20 protein-coding genes are annotated in these 16791 nt (G+C 70.4%); 14 read left to right on the top strand and 6 right to left on the bottom strand.

What is annotated here, in order from left to right:
* Positions 1–411 (bottom strand): HNH endonuclease (locus tag VJS38_RS09535; RefSeq protein WP_324087916.1); only part of this gene is annotated, 411 nt, incomplete at its 3' end.
* Between the two features lie 943 nt (positions 412–1354).
* Between VJS38_RS09535 and VJS38_RS09530 the strand changes: the two genes are divergently transcribed.
* The 4 genes from VJS38_RS09530 to VJS38_RS09515 all read left to right on the top strand — a co-directional run bounded on the left by VJS38_RS09530 (position 1355) and on the right by VJS38_RS09515 (position 4793).
* Entirely contained in the window at positions 1355–2188 is an 834-nt protein-coding gene (locus VJS38_RS09530; protein WP_324087915.1) for a transporter, read from the top strand.
* A gap of 208 nt (positions 2189–2396) precedes the next feature.
* Entirely contained in the window at positions 2397–3008 is a 612-nt protein-coding gene (locus tag VJS38_RS09525; protein WP_324087914.1) for a helix-turn-helix domain-containing protein, read from the top strand.
* A 41-nt stretch (positions 3009–3049) separates the two neighbouring features.
* Entirely contained in the window at positions 3050–3901 is an 852-nt protein-coding gene (gluQRS, locus tag VJS38_RS09520) for a tRNA glutamyl-Q(34) synthetase GluQRS (RefSeq protein ID WP_324087913.1), read from the top strand.
* A 25-nt stretch (positions 3902–3926) separates the two neighbouring features.
* Positions 3927–4793, top strand: coding sequence for a DMT family transporter (locus VJS38_RS09515; protein WP_324087912.1), 867 nt, complete (start codon positions 3927–3929; stop codon positions 4791–4793).
* Between the two features lie 2 nt (positions 4794–4795).
* Here VJS38_RS09515 and VJS38_RS09510 read toward each other — a convergent pair whose 3' ends face one another.
* Complete coding sequence (locus VJS38_RS09510; RefSeq protein WP_324087911.1) at positions 4796–6220, bottom strand: protein adenylyltransferase SelO; 1425 nt, start codon at positions 6218–6220, stop codon at positions 4796–4798.
* Between the two features lie 89 nt (positions 6221–6309).
* Between VJS38_RS09510 and nhaA the strand changes: the two genes are divergently transcribed.
* The 5 genes from nhaA (at position 6310) to VJS38_RS09485 (ending at position 10089) form a co-directional block, all read left to right on the top strand.
* Positions 6310–7488: a Na+/H+ antiporter NhaA gene (nhaA, locus tag VJS38_RS09505; protein ID WP_324087910.1), complete on the top strand. Its 1179-nt coding sequence runs from the start codon at positions 6310–6312 to the stop codon at positions 7486–7488.
* A gap of 96 nt (positions 7489–7584) precedes the next feature.
* Positions 7585–8307, top strand: coding sequence for a ParA family protein (locus VJS38_RS09500; protein ID WP_324087909.1), 723 nt, complete (start codon positions 7585–7587; stop codon positions 8305–8307).
* A 167-nt stretch (positions 8308–8474) separates the two neighbouring features.
* Entirely contained in the window at positions 8475–9209 is a 735-nt protein-coding gene (locus tag VJS38_RS09495) for an SDR family oxidoreductase (protein ID WP_324087908.1), read from the top strand.
* Positions 9210–9272: 63 nt separating this feature from the next.
* Entirely contained in the window at positions 9273–9617 is a 345-nt protein-coding gene (gene folB / locus VJS38_RS09490) for a dihydroneopterin aldolase (RefSeq protein WP_414692429.1), read from the top strand.
* A 73-nt stretch (positions 9618–9690) separates the two neighbouring features.
* Entirely contained in the window at positions 9691–10089 is a 399-nt protein-coding gene (locus VJS38_RS09485) for a hypothetical protein (RefSeq protein ID WP_324087906.1), read from the top strand.
* Positions 10090–10174: 85 nt separating this feature from the next.
* Here the strand turns inward: VJS38_RS09485 and VJS38_RS09480 are convergent, their stop codons facing one another.
* A complete protein-coding gene (locus VJS38_RS09480) occupies positions 10175–11062 on the bottom strand; it encodes a branched-chain amino acid aminotransferase (RefSeq protein ID WP_324087905.1) in 888 nt (295 codons plus the stop codon).
* Positions 11063–11139: 77 nt separating this feature from the next.
* On the opposite strand from VJS38_RS09480, the gene VJS38_RS09475 reads away from it, so the two are divergent.
* The 3 genes from VJS38_RS09475 to VJS38_RS09465 are packed head-to-tail and all read left to right on the top strand — an operon-like array spanning position 11140 to position 13686.
* Positions 11140–11850, top strand: coding sequence for a response regulator (locus VJS38_RS09475; protein ID WP_324087904.1), 711 nt, complete (start codon positions 11140–11142; stop codon positions 11848–11850).
* Positions 11850–13232 carry an ATP-binding protein gene (locus tag VJS38_RS09470; RefSeq protein ID WP_324087903.1) on the top strand — a complete coding sequence of 461 codons (1383 nt, stop codon included), beginning with the start codon at positions 11850–11852 and terminating at the stop codon, positions 13230–13232. Before VJS38_RS09475 ends, VJS38_RS09470 begins: the two co-directional genes overlap by 1 nt.
* Positions 13233–13236: 4 nt before the next feature.
* A complete protein-coding gene (locus tag VJS38_RS09465) occupies positions 13237–13686 on the top strand; it encodes a DUF2147 domain-containing protein (RefSeq protein ID WP_324087902.1) in 450 nt (149 codons plus the stop codon).
* 12 nt (positions 13687–13698) lie between these two features.
* Here the strand turns inward: VJS38_RS09465 and proC are convergent, their stop codons facing one another.
* The 3 genes from proC to VJS38_RS09450 all read right to left on the bottom strand — a co-directional run bounded on the left by proC (position 13699) and on the right by VJS38_RS09450 (position 15479).
* Positions 13699–14493: a pyrroline-5-carboxylate reductase gene (proC, locus tag VJS38_RS09460; protein ID WP_324087917.1), complete on the bottom strand. Its 795-nt coding sequence runs from the start codon at positions 14491–14493 to the stop codon at positions 13699–13701.
* 86 nt (positions 14494–14579) lie between these two features.
* Positions 14580–15083, bottom strand: coding sequence for a YbjN domain-containing protein (locus VJS38_RS09455; protein WP_324087901.1), 504 nt, complete (start codon positions 15081–15083; stop codon positions 14580–14582).
* 144 nt (positions 15084–15227) lie between these two features.
* Complete coding sequence (locus tag VJS38_RS09450; protein ID WP_324087900.1) at positions 15228–15479, bottom strand: accessory factor UbiK family protein; 252 nt, start codon at positions 15477–15479, stop codon at positions 15228–15230.
* Between the two features lie 120 nt (positions 15480–15599).
* On the opposite strand from VJS38_RS09450, the gene lgt reads away from it, so the two are divergent.
* Together lgt and VJS38_RS09440 are read left to right on the top strand one after the other, a co-directional pair.
* Positions 15600–16469, top strand: a complete 870-nt coding sequence (gene lgt / locus VJS38_RS09445; protein ID WP_324087899.1) for a prolipoprotein diacylglyceryl transferase — start codon at positions 15600–15602, stop codon at positions 16467–16469.
* On the top strand, positions 16456–16791 hold a 336-nt coding region (locus tag VJS38_RS09440), incomplete at its 3' end, for an SAM-dependent methyltransferase (protein WP_324087898.1). The genes lgt and VJS38_RS09440, both read left to right, overlap by 14 nt.

Genomic DNA, 16791 nt, shown 5'->3' with positions numbered 1-16791 from the left:
GCGTCCGCCCTTGCTCAGATTGCAGGGAGCGCAGGCGGTGACGATGTTCTCCCAGGTCGTGCGGCCGCCGCGTGAGCGGGGGATCACGTGGTCGAAGGTCAGGTCCTCTCCAGCCGAGCAGTATTGGCAGGAGAAGGAATCGCGCAGGAAGAGGTTGAAGCGGGTGAAGGCCGGGGGCCGGTCCTGAGCCACGTAATGCTTCAGCGACACCACGCTCGGCAGCTTCATCTCGAAGGAGGGGGAGTGGACCACCTGGTCGTAGGTGGAGATCACGTCGACGCGGTCGAGGAAGACCGCCTTGATCACTTCCTGCCACGGCCAGAGCGACAGGGGGTAGTAGCTGAGGGGCCGGAAGTCCGCGTTCAGCACCAGGGCCGGGCAGCCTGAGGGCGGCTTGCTAAGAACCTGCATGCCAGGCCCTCCTGCAACGCCGTGAGCGCGGCGCGGCCACGCTCGAACACCCGCACGGCGCGCCTTTCTCGTCTGGCCGCGATCTGCGATCCCGTCCGGCGAGGGCGCGGTAAGCACCTATGTCGTACGCTGGTGGACTGAAGACGAAGCCCCCTTCCGCGACGCGCAGGCGGCCGAAACCGCCCTATCGCATTCACTATAGGGAAGATTCGAAGACAGCTCCATGACCAGCGGCCCATCGGGGCGCGATGTGAGGAGCCGCCGGGCCCGCTGGATGGGCCCAAAGGAAAGGGCCCCCTGTTGCAGAGGGCCCTTGGTCGAACGTTCCAGCCGATGGGGGAGGACCTCCGGCCGGGCGATCAACCGCCGACAAGAGCGATGGCGCCGGCGGTGGCGAGGCCCAGCACCAGGAACATGGCCGGGACGACGCGATCGACGATACGTTCGAAGTTGGCGACAGTTGCGAGAGTCATGGCGACACACACCTTTGAGTTGGTCCCCCGAGACGGGGGCTTTTGTTATTTGAACAACGCTAAGATAGGTTGGATCTGATCATTGTCAAGATATCTATACAGTGATTAGATCGCTGCGGTGCAAAACAGCCCCGACTGTGGCGCCGATCACGCACCGGCCAGGGCCATGGCGGCCGCGGAGACCAGGCCGAGCGCCAGGAACATCGCGGGCGCCACACGGTCGATCAGACGTTCGAAACTGGCGACGACGGTCATGGCGGTTTCCCTTCCTTTCTTTGTGCCTCCAGGTCCCGACGGCCGGAACCTGATGAATTTGAACAATGCTAAGATAGGCTCAATCTGAACGACATCAAGATATCTGTGCAGCGTTCAGATCAAGATTTGCCGCAGCGCAGCATGGCCCTGCGCGCCCCTTCCCCGAGCGTAGCGGCGGCGTTTAAGCTTGGCCGTCGCGTCGGGCTGGAGGGCATATGGAGTTTCGCGCAAGGGATCATCGCCTGCGGGCGATCGCGCTGGGGACCGCGGCGCTGCTGCTGCTCGGCGGCCGGGCGCAGGCGCAGAACGCAGGCCAGCTGCGGCCGCTCTGCGCCGACCGGCCCGGCAAGGCTACGCCGCCCTGCATCCTTGACGCCGGCCACGTCCAGCTGGAGGTCGGCCTGGTCGACTTCAGCGAGACGAACGACGCCGGCGACCGCGACCGGACCTTCGCCATCGGCGGGTTCGAGCTGCGCGCCGGCCTGACCCGGCGCTCGGAGGTGGAAGTGGACTGGACGCCGCTGATCCTCGATCGCAACCGCCAGGCGGGCGCCACGACCCGGACGTCGGGCGTCGGCGACCTGATGCTGGGCTTTCGCACGGCGCTGACGGATCCGGACACCCAGGGCGTGATGGTCTCGGTGGAGCCGTTCGTGACCGCGCCGACGGCGACCCACGGCCTGGGCGCCGGCGGCTGGACCGGCGGAGTGATCATGCCCGTCCAGGCGCCCCTGCCCGACCAGCTCTCGCTGACCTTCACGCCGCAACTGGCCAGTGCGCGCAACGCCGACGGCCACGGCGACCACGCTGCGGCCAGCGCCGCGGCGGCCCTGTCGCGGCCGTTCGGTCCGACGACGCTCGGCGCCGAGCTCTGGGGCCTGGTGGACGACGATCCGCAAGGTCGAACCTATGAGGCCAGCTTCGACCTGACCTGCGCCTGGACGCCCGCGGCGGCCCCGGACCTTCAGCTCGACGGCGGCGTCAACGCCGGCCTCAACCGGCGCACGCCGGATGTGGAGGCCTACGTCGGGGTCAGCCGGCGGTTCTGAGCACGCATGGGCCAGCCCCAGGGCGGGCGGCGCGCCAGGAGCCACGCGGCCGATCAGACGTTCGAACCTGGCGACGACAGCGAGAGTCGGATCGGAGCGTCCCGGCGTGGCGGGACTTTATCTGAACGATGTTCAGATAAAGTCCATCTAAGCGCCGTCAAGATGGAACTTTACGACGCTCAGATGGAAAACTAGGGTGGCGGCCGCCATGTCAGAATCGAACGCGCCCGATGCCCGGCCCTATCACCACGGCGATCTGCGCCGGGCCCTGGTGGAGGCCGCGCGTCGATTGCTCGAGACCGAGGGCGCCGCGGCCATGTCGCTGCGGGCGGTAGCGCGGGAGGCCGGCGTCAGCCCGGCCGCGCCCTACCACCATTTCAAGGACAAGGGCGAGCTGATGGCGGCGGTGGCCAGCGAGGGCTGGTCCCTGTTGAGCGCCACCATGTTGCGCATCGCGACGGAAAACCCGGACGACGCATTGGCGGCGGCGGTCACCTACGTCACCTTCGCCCGCAGCCGCCCAGCGCTCTACCGCGTCATGTTCGACTCCGCGCGCCAGCGCGAGTCGCTGCCTTTCGTCGGCATCACCGACCCCAACAGCCCATACGCCTGGGTCCGCGAAGGCCTGGCTCAAGCCCGGCAGGACGGCGGCATGATGGATTTCGAGCTGATGATCGCCGCATCGTGGTGCGCCAGCCACGGCCTGGCCGAGATGGCCGGCTTCAAGCAGTTCGACCATCTGAAGGAGACGCTCGGCGGCGACACGCCGTTCCTGCGGGCGCTGCTCACCCGCATGGGGCTCGAGACCCGCAAGCGCTGAGGCGCTCGCACAGGTCGAGCCCGGCCTGCTAAAGGCTCGGGGTGTCCCGTTTCATCACCCGCTTCGCGCCCTCGCCGACCGGCTATCTGCATCGGGGCCACGCCTTTTCGGCGCTGACCGCGCACGCCGCGGCCCGGACAGCCGGCGGCCGCTTCCTGCTGCGCGTCGAGGACATCGACCTGACGCGCCGCCGGCCGGAGTTCGAGGCGGCGATCTACGAGGACCTCGCCTGGCTGGGCCTAGGCTGGGAGACCCCGGCGCGGCGGCAGTCGGAGCATCTGGCCGATTACGCCGGCGCGCTTGGCGAGCTGGAGGCGCGCGGCCTGATCTACCGCTGCTTTCGCACCCGCAAGGAGATCGCCGAGGAGATCGGCCGCGCTCCGCATGGGGCGATGGAGGTGTTCCGCGGCGGCCCGCTGCCGGCGGCTGAGGAGGCGCGCCGGCTGGAGGCCGGCGAGGCCTTCGCCTGGCGGCTGTCGCTGACCGCCGCCGAGGCGGCGCTGGAAGGCTTCGAGCGCCTGACCTTCGCCGAGGAGGGCGAAGGTCCGAACGGCGAGCATGGCGCGATCCGCGCGCGGCCGGAGCTGGGCGGCGACGTGGTGCTGGCGCGCAAGGACGTGGGCGTCGCCTATCACCTGGCGGTCACCTTCGACGACGCCCTGCAGGGCGTGACCCACGTCATCCGCGGCCAGGACCTGTTCGAGGCGACCCACGTCCAGCGCCTGCTGCAGGCGCTGTTCGGCTGGCCCGCGCCGACCTATCGCCACCATCGGCTGCTGACGGGGCCGGACGGCAAGCGCTACGCCAAGCGCGACCGGGCCGAGACCCTGCGCGAGCTCAAGGCCGGCGGGATGACCGCTGCGGCGCTGCGCCGGGAACTGGGCGTTGACTGAGGCGGCCGCGACACAGGCGCGGGCGATGCACCGCGGGCGCGCCGTGGTGGTCCTGATGGTCGGGGCTTGTATCATCGGCTTCTCGCCGATCCTGGTGCGGTTGACCCAGACCGGGCCGGCGGCGGCCGCGTTCTGGCGGCTGGCCACGGCGCTGCCCCTGCTGGCGCTGGTGGCCCGGCGCACGAACGGAGGCGTCGGACAGCCCTCGGGCCTGGCGCTGGTCGCCGGCTTGATGTTCGCCCTCGACCTCGGGTTCTGGCACTACGGCATCAAGTACACCTCGGTGGCAAACGCCACGGTGCTGTCGAACCTGACGCCGGTGGTGGTCACCGCCTTCGCCTGGATCTTCCTGAAGCAGCGGCCGCGGCCGCTGTTCGTCATGGCGGTGGCTGTGGCGGTCGGCGGCGCCTGGCTGATGGCCAGCCAGCGCGCCGGCGCGCCGGGCCTCGACCCGCCCCTGGGCGATGCGCTCTCGGCCACCACCGCCCTGTGGTACGCCCTCTACATGCTCGCGATCGGCGCCGCACGCCGGCGCGAGAGCACCAGCCGCCTGATGTTCTGGTCCGGGATGGTCGGCGCGCCGCTGGTGCTGGCCGCGGCCCTGCTGCTCGGCGAACGCATCACCCCGCTCGGCGCCTCCGGCTGGGCGGCCTGCATCGGACTGGGCCTGGTCCACGTCGCCGGCCAGGGCTCGATCGCCTGGGCCATGGGCCGGCTGCCGACCCCCACCGCCTCGGTGGTCGTGCTGGTCCAGCCGGTGGTGTCGGCGGCCCTCGGCTGGGCGCTGTTCGGCGAGGTCATGGGGCCGTTGCAGGCCCTCGGCGGTGCGGTGGCGCTGAGCGGCGTGGTGCTGGCGCAGCAGGCGTCGGGGAAGAAGCGCGAGTTGACGTAAAGTCAGCCCTGAGGCGTAAGCCCCCACGCCGCCCTCGCCCGCTCGATCGAGGCCAGCTTGGCCGCGAACCGCGACCAGTCGTCCGCCTCGGTGATCGGCGCCCAGATGGCTTCGATCTCGTCGTAGAGCAGTTCCTCGGGCCCGGGGCGGCCGAAGTAGGGATCGGCGAGCCGCTCGGGCCGGTCGGCCTGATAGTCCGTCAGCAGGCCGCGGAAGGCGCCGAAGGCTTCGCCCGCGTAGAGGCCGGCGCGGGGCCCGCCCAAGGCGCGCGCCTCGTCCTTGCAGAACCAGTCGAAGAAGAACGGCTCCCAACGCAGCGCCGCGCCGCCCTCGGCGAGCGCGCGGAAGGCGGCCTGAACCAGGGCCACGTCCGGCTCCTCGCCGCGCGGCTTCAGGCCCAGCCGCTCCAGCATCGCCGCGACCAGCTCGCGCTGGTAGGCGGGCCCGAAGCCGTTCAGCGCCTCGACCAGCGGATCGCTCCCCGTGACCAGGCTGAAGCAGCCGGCCAGCTGCTGCAGGTTCCAGAACACCGTCTCCGGCTGGCGGCCGAAGGCGTAGAGGCCGGAGTGGTCGAAATAGGCGGCGGTGAAGGCCGGGTCCGACCGCGGCAGGAAGCGGTACGGGCCATAGTCGAAGCTCTCGCCGGTGATGCTCATGTTGTCGGTGTTGAGCACGCCGTGGACGAAGCCTGCGGCCATCCAGCGGGCGACCAGCCTGGCGGAGCGCGCGACCACCACGGTAAGCAGCGCGCTCGCCCGGTCGTCGGCGCCGGCCAGCTCCGGATAGTAGTTGTCGATCACGTGGTCGATCAGCAGCGTGATCCGCTCCGGCGTCTCGAAGAAGGCGTGCCGCTGGAAGCTCCCGAAGCGGATGTGGCTGTGGGACAGCCGGACCAGCACCGAGGAGCGGGTCGGGCTGGGCTCGTCGCCGCGCTCAAGGCCCTCGCCCGTCTCGATCAGCGAGAACGAGCGCGAGGTCGGCACGCCCAGCGCCTCGAGCATGGCGGTCGCCAGCACCTCGCGCACCCCGCCCTTGAGCGTCAGCCGGCCGTCGGCGCCGCGCGACCAGGGCGTCTGGCCCGAGCCCTTGGTGCCGAGGTCGAGCAGACGCCCGCTTCCGGCCTCGCGCAGCTGGGCGAAGAGGAAGCCGCGCCCGTCGCCGAGCTCGGGGTTGTAAACCCGGAACTGGTGGCCGTGGTAACGCATCGCCAGCGGCCGGGAGATGTTGTCCGGCAGCGGCTCGAAGCGGCCGAAGCAGGCGATCCACTCGGCGTCGGTCAGGGCGTCGAGCCCCACCGTCACCGCCGCCCGGTCGTTGCGGAACCGCAGGATCGTCTCCGGGAAGCGCGCGGCCACGACGGGATCTGCGAACTCGGGGCCGAGCTTGGGGACCTGCGGATCAGGGCGATAGGCGGATGAGACCGGCATCATCGCCAGATGGGCGCAAACCGGCCGGCCCACAACCAGTTTCGCCGCGAGCGGTCGATCCGGCGAAGCTTGCATGCTAACGGCACGTCATGGCGCGCCGCATCACGCTCGACTTCCTGAAGACCGAGAGCGCTTCGGGGCTGATCCTGGCGGCGGCGGCGGTCGCGGCCATCGTCATGGCCAACTCGCCGTGGGCCCGCCACTACTTCGGCTTCATCGATGCGCCGCTGACGATCCAGGTCGGCGCCTTCCACGAGACACTGTCGACGCTCGACTGGGTCAAGGAAGGGCTGATGGCGATCTTCTTCTTCGTCGTCGGCCTGGAGATCAAATACGAGATCCTGCGCGGCGAGCTGGCCAATCCGCGGCGGCTGGTGCTGCCGGTGGTGGCGGCGATCGGCGGCATGCTGGTCCCGGCCCTGGTCTACCTGGCGCTGAACGCCGGGCCCGGCGGCGCGCCGCACGGCTGGCCGACGCCGATGGCCACCGACATCGCCTTCGCCGTCGCCGCCCTGGCCATCGCCGGCCCCAAGCTGCCGCCCGCCCTGCGCGTCTTCCTGCTGACGCTGGCGATCGTCGACGACCTGGGCGCGGTGATCGTCATCGGCCTGGTGTTCACGGACGGCCTTGCGCTCGCCGCGCTCGGCGGCGCCCTGGTCTCGCTGGCGCTGATGGCGTTGACGGGCCGCTGGCGCGGCGTGCCCTACTTCTTCTACGTCCTGGGCTTCCTGCTGGTCTGGGCCTTCACCCTGAAGGCCGGGATCTCGACCTCGGTGGCCGGGGTGGCGGCGGCCATGACCGTGCCGATCGAGGCGCGCAAGCCGCACAGCCCGGGCGTGCTGGAGGACTTCATGGAAAGCCTCCACCCCTACGTCGCCTTCCTGATCCTGCCGCTGTTCGCCTTCTGCGCGGCGGGCTTCTCGTTCCGCGGCCTCGCGCTCGAGCATCTGGTAAGCCCCATCACCCTCGGCGTGGCGCTGGGCCTCTTCCTCGGCAAGCAAGCCGGCGTCTTCGGCGCCACCGCCGCGATCATCGGCGCCAAGCTCGCGCGGCGGCCTACCGGCGCCTCGTGGGCCGAGCTCTACGGCGTCTCGCTGCTGTGCGGCGTAGGCTTCACCATGAGCCTGTTCATCGGCGCCCTGGCCTTCACCGACGAGGCCCAGAGCGCCGAGGTCCGCCTCGGCGTGCTGATGGGCACGATCCTCTCCGGCGCTACGGGCATGGCGGTGCTGTCCTGGGCCCAGGGACGGCGGCGTGAAGAAGCATGACTACCCGCCCGTCAGCCTTGACAGGATTTAACCCACTGCGGGCACAAACGCGCAACCACAACTGACGATAGTTATGCGAGGTTAGGAGCTCCTCGCATGAAAACGTTAGCCGTGCTGTCGCGTAAAGGCGGGGCCGGGAAGACCACCGTCTCGCTCAGCGTCGCGCTCGCCGCCCGGCAGGCAGGCCTGAGGGTCGTCGTCGCCGATGTCGACCCGCTGCATTCCGCCGCCGAGGTCATGCGCACGCGGCCGGAGGCGAGCTCGATGCTGTTCGAGACCACCGCCTCGAAGCTGTTCATCGTGCAGGACGCCTGCCGGCAGAACGGCTGCGACCTGCTGGTCATCGACACCCCCGCCGCGCCCGACGCCGACGTGCTGCGCGCGGCCAACGTCGCTGACCTCTGCCTGGCGGTGGCGCGGCCGACCTCGCTGGACGTGGCGGCGGTGCGCGAGTCGATCACCCTGATCCGCAGGGCCGGCCATCCCGGGCTGGTGGTGCTCAACCAGTGCCCGCCGACGCGCGGCGGCGAGGAGTCGGACGTGGTCGTCCAGGCCCTGGAGCGGCTGCGCTTCGGCCACCTGCCGATCGCGTCCACCAAGCTGCGCAGCCGCATCGCCTATCAGCGCGCCTTCGCGCACAACTGCGCGGTGACCGAATGGGACCCGGCGAGCGAAGCCGCCGCCGAGGTGCTGCGGCTGCTGGCCGAGATCAGTGACCAGATGACGCTGGCCCCGGCCGGCCCGGCGCCGCCGCGCGAGGCGCGGAGCGGACCCGGCCCGGTGCACCTGATGCGCGCGGCCTTGAAACGGCTCGCGTGACGGCGCAACCGAGCGGCGCTTGCGGCTGAGGCTGGGTCTCGCTAAAGCCCGATCACAGCCTCGAGGAACCGCCCATGTCCGGCATCTACGCCATCGTCATCTTCATCCTGGTGTTCGCGGCGCTGAACCGCATCGAGTTCGGCCGGTTCGACTGAGCCGTCCGGCAGATGGCAAGCCGCGGCGCCGCGCTCGTAACCGGCGGCGCGCGTCGCATCGGCCGCGCGCTGGCGCAGGCGTGCGCGGAGGCCGGGTTCGACGTCGCCATTCACGTGCGCAACCCCGGCGACGACGCCGACGCGGCGGCGGGCGAGGTGCGCTCGGCCGGACGCCGCGCGGCGATCCTGGCCTGCGACCTGCGCAAGGAATCGGCCTTGGTCGCGCTGGTGGGCGAGGCCGAGGCCGAGCTCGGGCCGGTGACCCTGCTGGTCAACAGCGCCAGCGCCTTCGAGGAGGACGTCTTCGAGACGCTGAACCGCGCGTCCTGGGACCTCCACATGGAGACCAACCTGCGCGCGCCCCTGGTGCTCGCCCAGGCGTTCGCGCGGCGCCTGCCGGCCGACCGCGAAGGCCTGATCGTCAACATCCTCGACCAGCGGGTGTGGCGGCCGACGCCGGAATTCTTCTCCTATTCGTTGAGCAAGGCCGCGCTCTGGGACGCCACGCGGATGCTGGCCCAGGCGCTGGCGCCGCGTGTGCGGGTCAACGCCATCGGGCCCGGCCCCACCCTGCAGTCAGTCCACCAGGACCCCCAGGACTTCGCCGACGAGGCGGCCTCGACGCCGATGCGCCGACCGGTCGCGCCGGCTGAGATTGGCGCGACCCTGCGCTACCTGATCGACGCGCACGCAGTGACCGGCCAGATGATCGCCGTCGATTCCGGCCAGCACCTGGCCTGGCGCTGAGAGGCCGCCCCCGTGACCAAGACGATTGACCCCGCCCTGCCCGCCGGCGAAATCCGCCCGGCGATGACCAGGGTCTTCGTCACCGGCCTGCGCCTTCAGGCCGAGATCGGCGTCCACCGCCACGAGATCGGCAAGCTGCAGCCGCTGCTCGTCGACGTGGAGCTGGACGTGCCCTCGGCCGGCCCCGGCCGGCTCGCCGACACCGTCAACTACGAGACCATCCTCAAGGCCGCGCGCGCGATCGCCGAGGGCGGCCACATCGAGCTGGTCGAGACCTTCGCCGACCGGCTGGCGCGGACCTGCATGGCCGATCCGCGGGTGACCCGCGCCCGCGTGCGGGTGGAGAAGCCGCTGGCCCTGGCCCCCGACGCCGTCGCCGCCGGGGCGGAGATCGTCCTCGAGCGTTAACCGCGCGTCCTTTTCAAGCCCGCCAAAAGGCCCCACCTTCAGGGGCGGACGCGGCCGAAGGGACGGAAACGCCATGACCGAGCGCATGAGCACCTATGGCGGGGTCGAGGACCGCACCATGCCCGCGGTTGTCTACGCCCTCTATCTGCTGGGCCTCGTCAACGGGCTGACCGTGCTGCTAGGCCTGATCCTGGCCTACGCCAACCGCGGCGGAGCCGGCGCGCGGATGCGCAGCCACTATACCTTCCTGATCCGCACCTGCTGGCTGTGGCTGGCCTGGATGATCATCGGCGCCCTGCTTCTGGCCGTCGGCATCCCGCTCAGCTTCGTCCTCGTCGGCATCCCGATGGCCGCGCTCGGCTGGGCGATCGTCGGCCTGGACCATGTCTGGTTCGCGGCGAGGGTGATCCTCGGGGTGATCTACCTGGCCCGCGACGAGCCCTATCCGCGGCCGTATAGCTGGTCTTTCTGAAGCGGCTGAACGCCCCCTCCGTCTCGCTTCGCGCGCCGCCTCCCCCGGTGGAGAAGCTGGCGCCTCGCAGCTCCCCCGCCCAGCCCTACGCCGCCGCCAGCTGGCCGCGGACCAGCCTGGCGTAGTCGTCAGCGAGGCCCAGCGACAGCTTGCCGGGCGTGAAGCTGTACTCGCCGATCTGGCCGACCGGGGTCACCTCGGCGGCGGTGCCGGTGACGAAGCATTCGGTGAAGCCGGACAGCTCCTCCGGCTTGATGTGCCGCTCGATCACCTCGATCTCTTGCGAGCGCGCCAGCTTGATCACCGTCTGGCGCGTGATGCCGTTCAGGAAGCAGTCCGCCTTCGGCGTGTGGATCACCCCATCCTTGACGAAGAAGACGTTGGAGCCGGTCGATTCGGCGATGTAGCCCCGATAGTCGAGCATCATCGCATCGGTGTAGCCGTCCTTCTCCGCGGCGTGCTTGGAGACGGTGCAGATCATATAGAGGCCGGCGGCCTTGGCGTGGACCGGCTCGGTCTCCGGCGACGGGCGCTTGTACTTGGCCCAGGTCATGCGGATGCCCTTGGCCCGCTCCTCCGGCTTGAAGTAGCTCGGCCAGTCCCAGACGGCGATCGCCACGTGGATCCTGGTGTTCTGGGCCGAGACGCCGATCATCTCCGAGCCGCGCCAGGCGATCGGCCGGATGTAAGCGTCGGTCAGGCCGTTCTTGGCGCAGGTGTCCTTGCAGGCCTGATCGATCTCCGCCACCGTGTACGGAATTTCGAAGTCCAGGATCCTCGCCGACTCGAAGAGGCGCTCGGTATGAGCGGTCAGCTCGAAGATCTCGCCCCCGTACATCCGCTCACCTTCGAACACGGACGACGCATAGTGCAGGCCGTGGGTGAGCACGTGCACCTTCGCCTCGCGCCAGGGCACGAACTGACCGTCGAACCAGATCCAGCCGTCGCGATCGTCGAAGGAAACAGTAGACATTTGGGCGATTGCTCCTTTCAGAGGAGCTCCTTGAACCCCTACGGAAGCCTCGCGTCAAACGAAATGGGTTCCGCGCTTTGAACGCCTACGCCGATCCCGCACAGCGAACGCGCCACCTGCTGGTGGTCGATGACGACGACCGCATCCGCGAGCTGCTCAAGGCCTATCTGGCGCGCGCGGGCTTCCGCGTCTCGGCGGCGAACGGGGGTCCGGCCGCCCGCAAGCTGCTCGGCGCGCTCGACTTCGACCTGGCGGTGTTCGACGTGATGATGCCGGGGGAGGACGGATTGTCGCTGACCCGCTGGCTGCGCGACCAGCGTGGGGCGTCTGGTCGCACCCCGGTCCTGATGCTGACCGCCCGCGGCGAAGCGAACGACCGGATCGAGGGGCTGAAGGTCGGCGCCGACGACTACCTGGCCAAGCCGTTCGAGCCGGAGGAGCTCTTGCTGCGCATCGAGGCGATCCTGCGCCGCTCAGCTGACCGGCCGCCGACGGCGGGCCCGCTATCGCTCGGTCGCTGCACCTTCGATCCGGACCGCGGCGAGCTCACCTGCGACGGCGAGCCTGTGCGGCTGACCGAGGCCGAGGTGGCGCTGATGCGCGAGCTGGCCCGCAACCCCCACGAGCCGGTCGACCGGATGGTCCTGGCCAAGGGCGCGAGCGATCCGTCGGGCCGCGCGGTCGACGTCCAGGTCACCCGCCTGCGCCGCAAGATCGAGGACGACCCCAAGGCGCCGCGCTACCTGCAGACTGTCCGCGGGGTGGGCTATAGACTGGCGCCCGACTGATGCCCGACTTCAGCCGCCTTGGCCGATGGATCGGCGTTTGGTTCCGGCGGCAGATGCCGAAGACGCTGTTCGGCCGCTCGCTGCTGATCATCGTCCTGCCGGTGGCGATCATGCAGATCGCCGTCACCTACGTCTTCTTCGACGCCCACTGGCAGACGGTGACCTCGCGCCTCTCCGAGGGGCTGGCGGGCGACATCGCCTGGGCGGTGGAAAGCTACCAGGACGATCCCAGCCCCCAGGCCTTCGCCAAGCTGGCCCGGCGGGGGGAGGACTCGATGGGCCTGTCGATCGCCCTGCAGCCCGGCAAGAAGCTGCCGCAGAACCGGCGCTACTCCTGGTTCGCGCCGATCGACCGGTCGATGCAGGAGGCGCTGAGCAACCGGCTGGACCAACCCTTCTGGTTCGACACCACCCGCTATCCCGCCTACGTCGACGTGCGCGTGGCGGTGAAGGGCGGAGTGATGCGGGTGCTGGCGCCGCGCGACCGGGCCTTCGCCACCAACGGCCACATCTTCGTGCTCTGGATGACGGTGGCGACCGTGCTGCTGACCGCCGTGGCCCTGCTGTTCATCCGCAACCAGGTGCGGGCCATCGAGCGGCTGGCCAGCGCCGCCGAGGCGTTCGGACGCGGCGGAGACGCGCCGGCCTTCAAGCCACACGGCGCCAAGGAGGTGCGCAGCGCCGCGGTCGCCTTCCTGGACATGCGCGCGCGCATCCAGCGCCACATCGACCAGCGCACCACCCTGCTCGCCTCCGTCAGCCACGACCTGCGCACCCCGCTCACCCGGCTGAAGCTGGCGCTGGCGCTGGCCGAGCCCTCCAAGGCCAACGAGGAGATGAAGCGCGACGTGGTCGAGATGGAGCACATGATCGACGAGTACCTCGCCTTCGCCCGCGGCGAGGGGGGCGAGGCGATCGAGACCGTGCGCCTGCGCGACCTGATCGAGCAGGTCAGCGAAGGCGCCGTGCGCGCCGGCGCCCAGGTCAGCGTCTCGGCCGACCCGCAGCTCGAGGCCCCGGTGCGGCCGAACGCCCTGAAGCGCGCGGTCTCCAACCTGGTGATGAACGCCGCGGTGTATGGCGACCGGGTCGAGGTGGCGGTGCAGCCGAGGGCGCAGGGCGGCGTCCAGATCATCGTCGACGACGATGGGCCCGGCATCCCGGCCGAACGTTACGAGGACGCGTTCAAGGCCTTCGGCCGGCTCGACGAGTCGCGCAACCAGAACACCAAGGGGGTGGGCCTGGGGTTGGCGATCGCCCGCGACGTGGCCCGCGGGCACGGCGGCGACATCACGCTCGACCGCTCGCCGCTGGGCGGGCTCCGGGCCGTACTGCAGCTACCCGGCGCGCTGCGCCCGGCGAGCGAACCGAGGAGGATCTGAGATCATGCGCCGTCTGCTTCTGGCCGCCGTCACGCAGGCCCTCGTCGCACTGGGACTCGCCGTCGGGCCCGCGCTGGCCGCCGATCCGGCCGAGGGCGTCTGGCTGGTGCAGGCCAAGGACGCCAAGGTGCGCGTCGGCCCCTGCCCGGCCAAGGCCGATCAGCTGTGCGGCGAGATCGTCTGGTTGAAGACGCCGAACACGCCGGAGGGCCAGCCCAAGCACGACGAACACAATCCCGATCCGAAGCTCCGCAGCCGCCCGATCATCGGCCTGACCATGATCCGCGACTTCCGCGCGGCCGGCGGCGGCCGCTGGGAAGGCGGCACGATCTACGACCCCCACTCCGGCAAGACCTACAAGTCGAAGATGCGGGTGGCCGCCGACGGGACGCTGAAGGTCGACGGCTGCGTGATGATGTTCTGCCAAACCCAGACCTGGACGAGGGCGGGGTAGGCGGTTGCGGCCCTACGCCCCCAGCTCCTTGGAGCGCCGCGCCGCGGCGGTGACTGCGTCGCGCAGCAGGGGGTGCAGGCCGGTTTCGCCCAGCAGGACCTCGAGCGCCGCCTGGGTGGTGCCGCCCGGCGAGGTGACCTGGCGGCGCAGCTCGGCCGGATCCTCGCCGCTCTGCGCGAGCAGGGCCGCCGCGCCGGTGAGCGTCGAGCGGGCCAGGCGGCTGGCGTCCTTGGGCGTTAGGCCGGCCGCGGCGCCGGCGGCCTCCAGCGCCTCGATGAAGGCGTAGAAATAGGCCGGCGCCGAGCCGGAGACGGCGGTCGCGGCGTGCATCAGGTTCTCGTCCGGAAGGTCGACCACCGTGCCCAGGGGCTCGAACAAGGCGTGCGCGCGGGCCAGCGCGGCGGGATCTTCGGCGTAGAGGCTGGCGGCGCCCTGGCCGATGGCCGCGGCGGTCGTCGGCATGACGCGGGCGACGCAGCGGCCGCCAAACTCCTTGCCGATGTCCCCGGCGCGCACGCCGGCGGCGATCGAGACGATGACCGCGTCGGCGGCCAGCCACGGCGAGACCTCGGCGGCGGCCTCGCGCCACATCTGCGGCTTCACCGCCAGCACCACGGTGCGGGCGCGGGCGAGCTCGGCTTCCGGCGGGTTGAGCGTCGCGCCGTCCTGCTCGGCGGCGAGCGCCGCGGGGCCCGGCTGCGGGTCGCGGATGATGAGCTCGGCGGCGGCGAAGACGTTCGCCTTGCGCCAGCCGGCGACCATCGCCCCGCCCATGCGCCCGGCGCCCAGCATCAGTATGGGAGTGATCATGACGGCGGACCCTAGCGACAGCGCTGGCCAGACACAAACGCAGTTGGCAGCCGCGATCGCCGAACGCCCCCTTGCGTCTCGGGTTACGCCTCCCCGACCGTCTCGAACATGCAGGCGGCGACGGCGTCCTCGGGCGACTTGGCGCCGCGGACCAGGAAGTCGTAGGCCGGGAAGAAGCGGTCGGCGGCTTCCACCGCCACGTCGATCATCGCCGCGGCCTGGGCCAGCGTCGGCTGCTCGCCGGTCATCAGCGCCATGCCGTGGCGGAAGATGATCTCGCCGTCCTCCCAAAGCTCGTAATGGCCGAGCCAGACGCGCGGGTTGATCATGGCGATCAGCTCGTGGGCGTCGGCGCGCTGTTCCTTGCTGGCGACGAGGTCCATGGACAGGCAGAGCTGAAGACAGTCGCCCTCCGGCCGCCAGGCGAACCAGAGCTCGTAGTCCTTCCAATCCCCGGCCAGAGTAAAGGCGAGGTCGCCGTCCTCGGTCCGATCGAACGGAAGATTTTCCGCCGCAAGCACATGCTCGACGACGTCGAGCGGATCGTTGGCGAGGAGGACGTTTTCGTCAGACTGGGAGGTGTCCATGAGACCAGCGGTCCTTTCGCAGTGGGCGGGGAGCGGGGCGCCGCCCCCGAATCGCCTGCGATACTGAAAGTAAGCCCGTTCGCGCGCAGAGGTTCACTTGCTTCTGTGACGAGCTTTGCCGCACGCGTGTGTTTCTGTGGATGTTCAGGGCGTGTTCGTCCCCGTCTCTTGGCCAGCCTGTTGCGCGCGCAGCGCCGCGAGCTCGGCGCGAAGCGCCGCCAATTCCGTCCGTAGGGCGTCGAGGTCCTCGCGGCGCACGAGGTCGAACTCGGCGGCGATGCGGTCGGCCTGCGAACGGAGCGCGGCCCTGGCCTCCTCGCCCGCCGCCTGGGCCAGACCCATGGCCGCGGTGGTCAGCTTGGCCATCTCGTCGAAGAAAGGGTTCTGCGTCTGCATTTCACTCAACTGCGCCTGCAAGAATGGCGCCTTCATCCCCTATATGGCGCTGCGGGGGTCGAAAGCGAGGATCTTCTCGTCTAAAGCGAACAGCTCCGTCCCACGCTGGAGCCGCGCGACGTGCCCTTTCCGGACTTCGATCCCGTCCTGATCCATATCGGGCCGTTCGCGATCCGCTGGTATGCGCTGGCCTATGTCGCCGGCATCCTGCTGGGCTGGCGCTACGCGGTGGCGATGTTGCGCCGCCCCGTGCTGTGGACCCGCCGGCCGCCGCCGCTGACCACCGTGCAGCTGGACGACCTGATCCTTTGGATCACCCTGGGCGTCATCGTGGGCGGGCGGATTGGCCACACCCTGTTCTACACGCCGGAGCTGATCTGGCGCGATCCGGCCGAGATCCTGAAGGTCTGGCACGGCGGCATGAGCTTCCACGGCGGAGCGCTCGGCGTCCTGCTGGCCATGGCGGTCTTCTCCTGGCGCAACAAGCTGGACCTCTTGCGGGTCGGCGACGTGGCCGCCGCGGCGACGCCTATCGGCCTGTTCTTCGGCCGCATCGCCAACTTCATCAACGGCGAGCTGTGGGGCCGGCCGACCGATGCGCCGTGGGGCGTCATCTTCCCGGGCGCGGGCCCCCTGCCCCGCCATCCCAGCCAGCTCTACGAGGCGGCGCTGGAGGGGCTTGGCCTCTTCGCCCTGCTCGCCTGGGCGGTGTGGGGCAAGTCCTGGACGAACCGGCGCGGCGTGATCATGGGCCTGTTCATCGCCGGCTACGGCGTCGTGCGGATCAGCCTCGAGAACGTGCGCGAGCCGGACGGCTACATGCCGCATTTCCCGCTCGGCCTGACGATGGGGATGATGCTCTCGGCGCCGATGGTGCTCGTCGGCGCCTGGCTGGTGTGGCGCGGGCTCAAGGAGCCGCCGCCCCCGCCGTTGCCGGCTGGAACAGCCGCCGGGCCTGCGCCCGCACGGAAGGCCGATGAGCCTGCGTGACCGCCTCGAGCGGCAGATCGCCGAAGGCGGCCCGATCACCGTCGCCCAGTACATGACCGCCTGCCTGCACGATCCGGAGGGCGGCTATTACGCCACCCGGCCGGCGCTGGGTCCCGGCGGCGACTTCATCACCGCGCCGCTGATCAGCCAGATGTTCGGCGAGCTGATCGGCGTCTGGGCCGCCGCGGCCTGGGAGCTGATGGGTCGGCCGAAAGCGGTGCGGCTGGTGGAGATGGGGCCGGGCGACGGGACGCTGATGAGCGACGTGCTGCGCGCGGCGCGCATGGCGCCCGACTTCCTGCAGGCGGCCGACATCTGGCCG

Source organism: Phenylobacterium sp. (assembly GCF_035276905.1).
Taxonomy (GTDB): Bacteria; Pseudomonadota; Alphaproteobacteria; order Caulobacterales; family Caulobacteraceae; genus Phenylobacterium.
The sequence above is the reverse complement of the archived record's forward strand: the minus strand, read 5'-3'. Positions and strand labels throughout refer to the sequence as shown.

Coding starts and splice junctions, on each gene's coding strand:
- VJS38_RS09530 (WP_324087915.1), top strand. CDS start 1,355: ATGGAGTTTCGCGCAAGGGATCATCGCCTGCGGGCGATCGCGCTGGGG.
- VJS38_RS09525 (WP_324087914.1), top strand. CDS start 2,397: ATGTCAGAATCGAACGCGCCCGATGCCCGGCCCTATCACCACGGCGAT.
- VJS38_RS09515 (WP_324087912.1), top strand. CDS start 3,927: ATGCACCGCGGGCGCGCCGTGGTGGTCCTGATGGTCGGGGCTTGTATC.
- VJS38_RS09510 (WP_324087911.1), bottom strand. CDS start 6,220: ATGCCGGTCTCATCCGCCTATCGCCCTGATCCGCAGGTCCCCAAGCTC.
- nhaA (WP_324087910.1), top strand. CDS start 6,310: ATGGCGCGCCGCATCACGCTCGACTTCCTGAAGACCGAGAGCGCTTCG.
- VJS38_RS09500 (WP_324087909.1), top strand. CDS start 7,585: ATGAAAACGTTAGCCGTGCTGTCGCGTAAAGGCGGGGCCGGGAAGACC.
- VJS38_RS09495 (WP_324087908.1), top strand. CDS start 8,475: ATGGCAAGCCGCGGCGCCGCGCTCGTAACCGGCGGCGCGCGTCGCATC.
- folB (WP_414692429.1), top strand. CDS start 9,273: ATGACCAGGGTCTTCGTCACCGGCCTGCGCCTTCAGGCCGAGATCGGC.
- VJS38_RS09485 (WP_324087906.1), top strand. CDS start 9,691: ATGACCGAGCGCATGAGCACCTATGGCGGGGTCGAGGACCGCACCATG.
- VJS38_RS09480 (WP_324087905.1), bottom strand. CDS start 11,062: ATGTCTACTGTTTCCTTCGACGATCGCGACGGCTGGATCTGGTTCGAC.
- VJS38_RS09470 (WP_324087903.1), top strand. CDS start 11,850: ATGCCCGACTTCAGCCGCCTTGGCCGATGGATCGGCGTTTGGTTCCGG.
- VJS38_RS09465 (WP_324087902.1), top strand. CDS start 13,237: ATGCGCCGTCTGCTTCTGGCCGCCGTCACGCAGGCCCTCGTCGCACTG.
- VJS38_RS09455 (WP_324087901.1), bottom strand. CDS start 15,083: ATGGACACCTCCCAGTCTGACGAAAACGTCCTCCTCGCCAACGATCCG.
- VJS38_RS09450 (WP_324087900.1), bottom strand. CDS start 15,479: ATGCAGACGCAGAACCCTTTCTTCGACGAGATGGCCAAGCTGACCACC.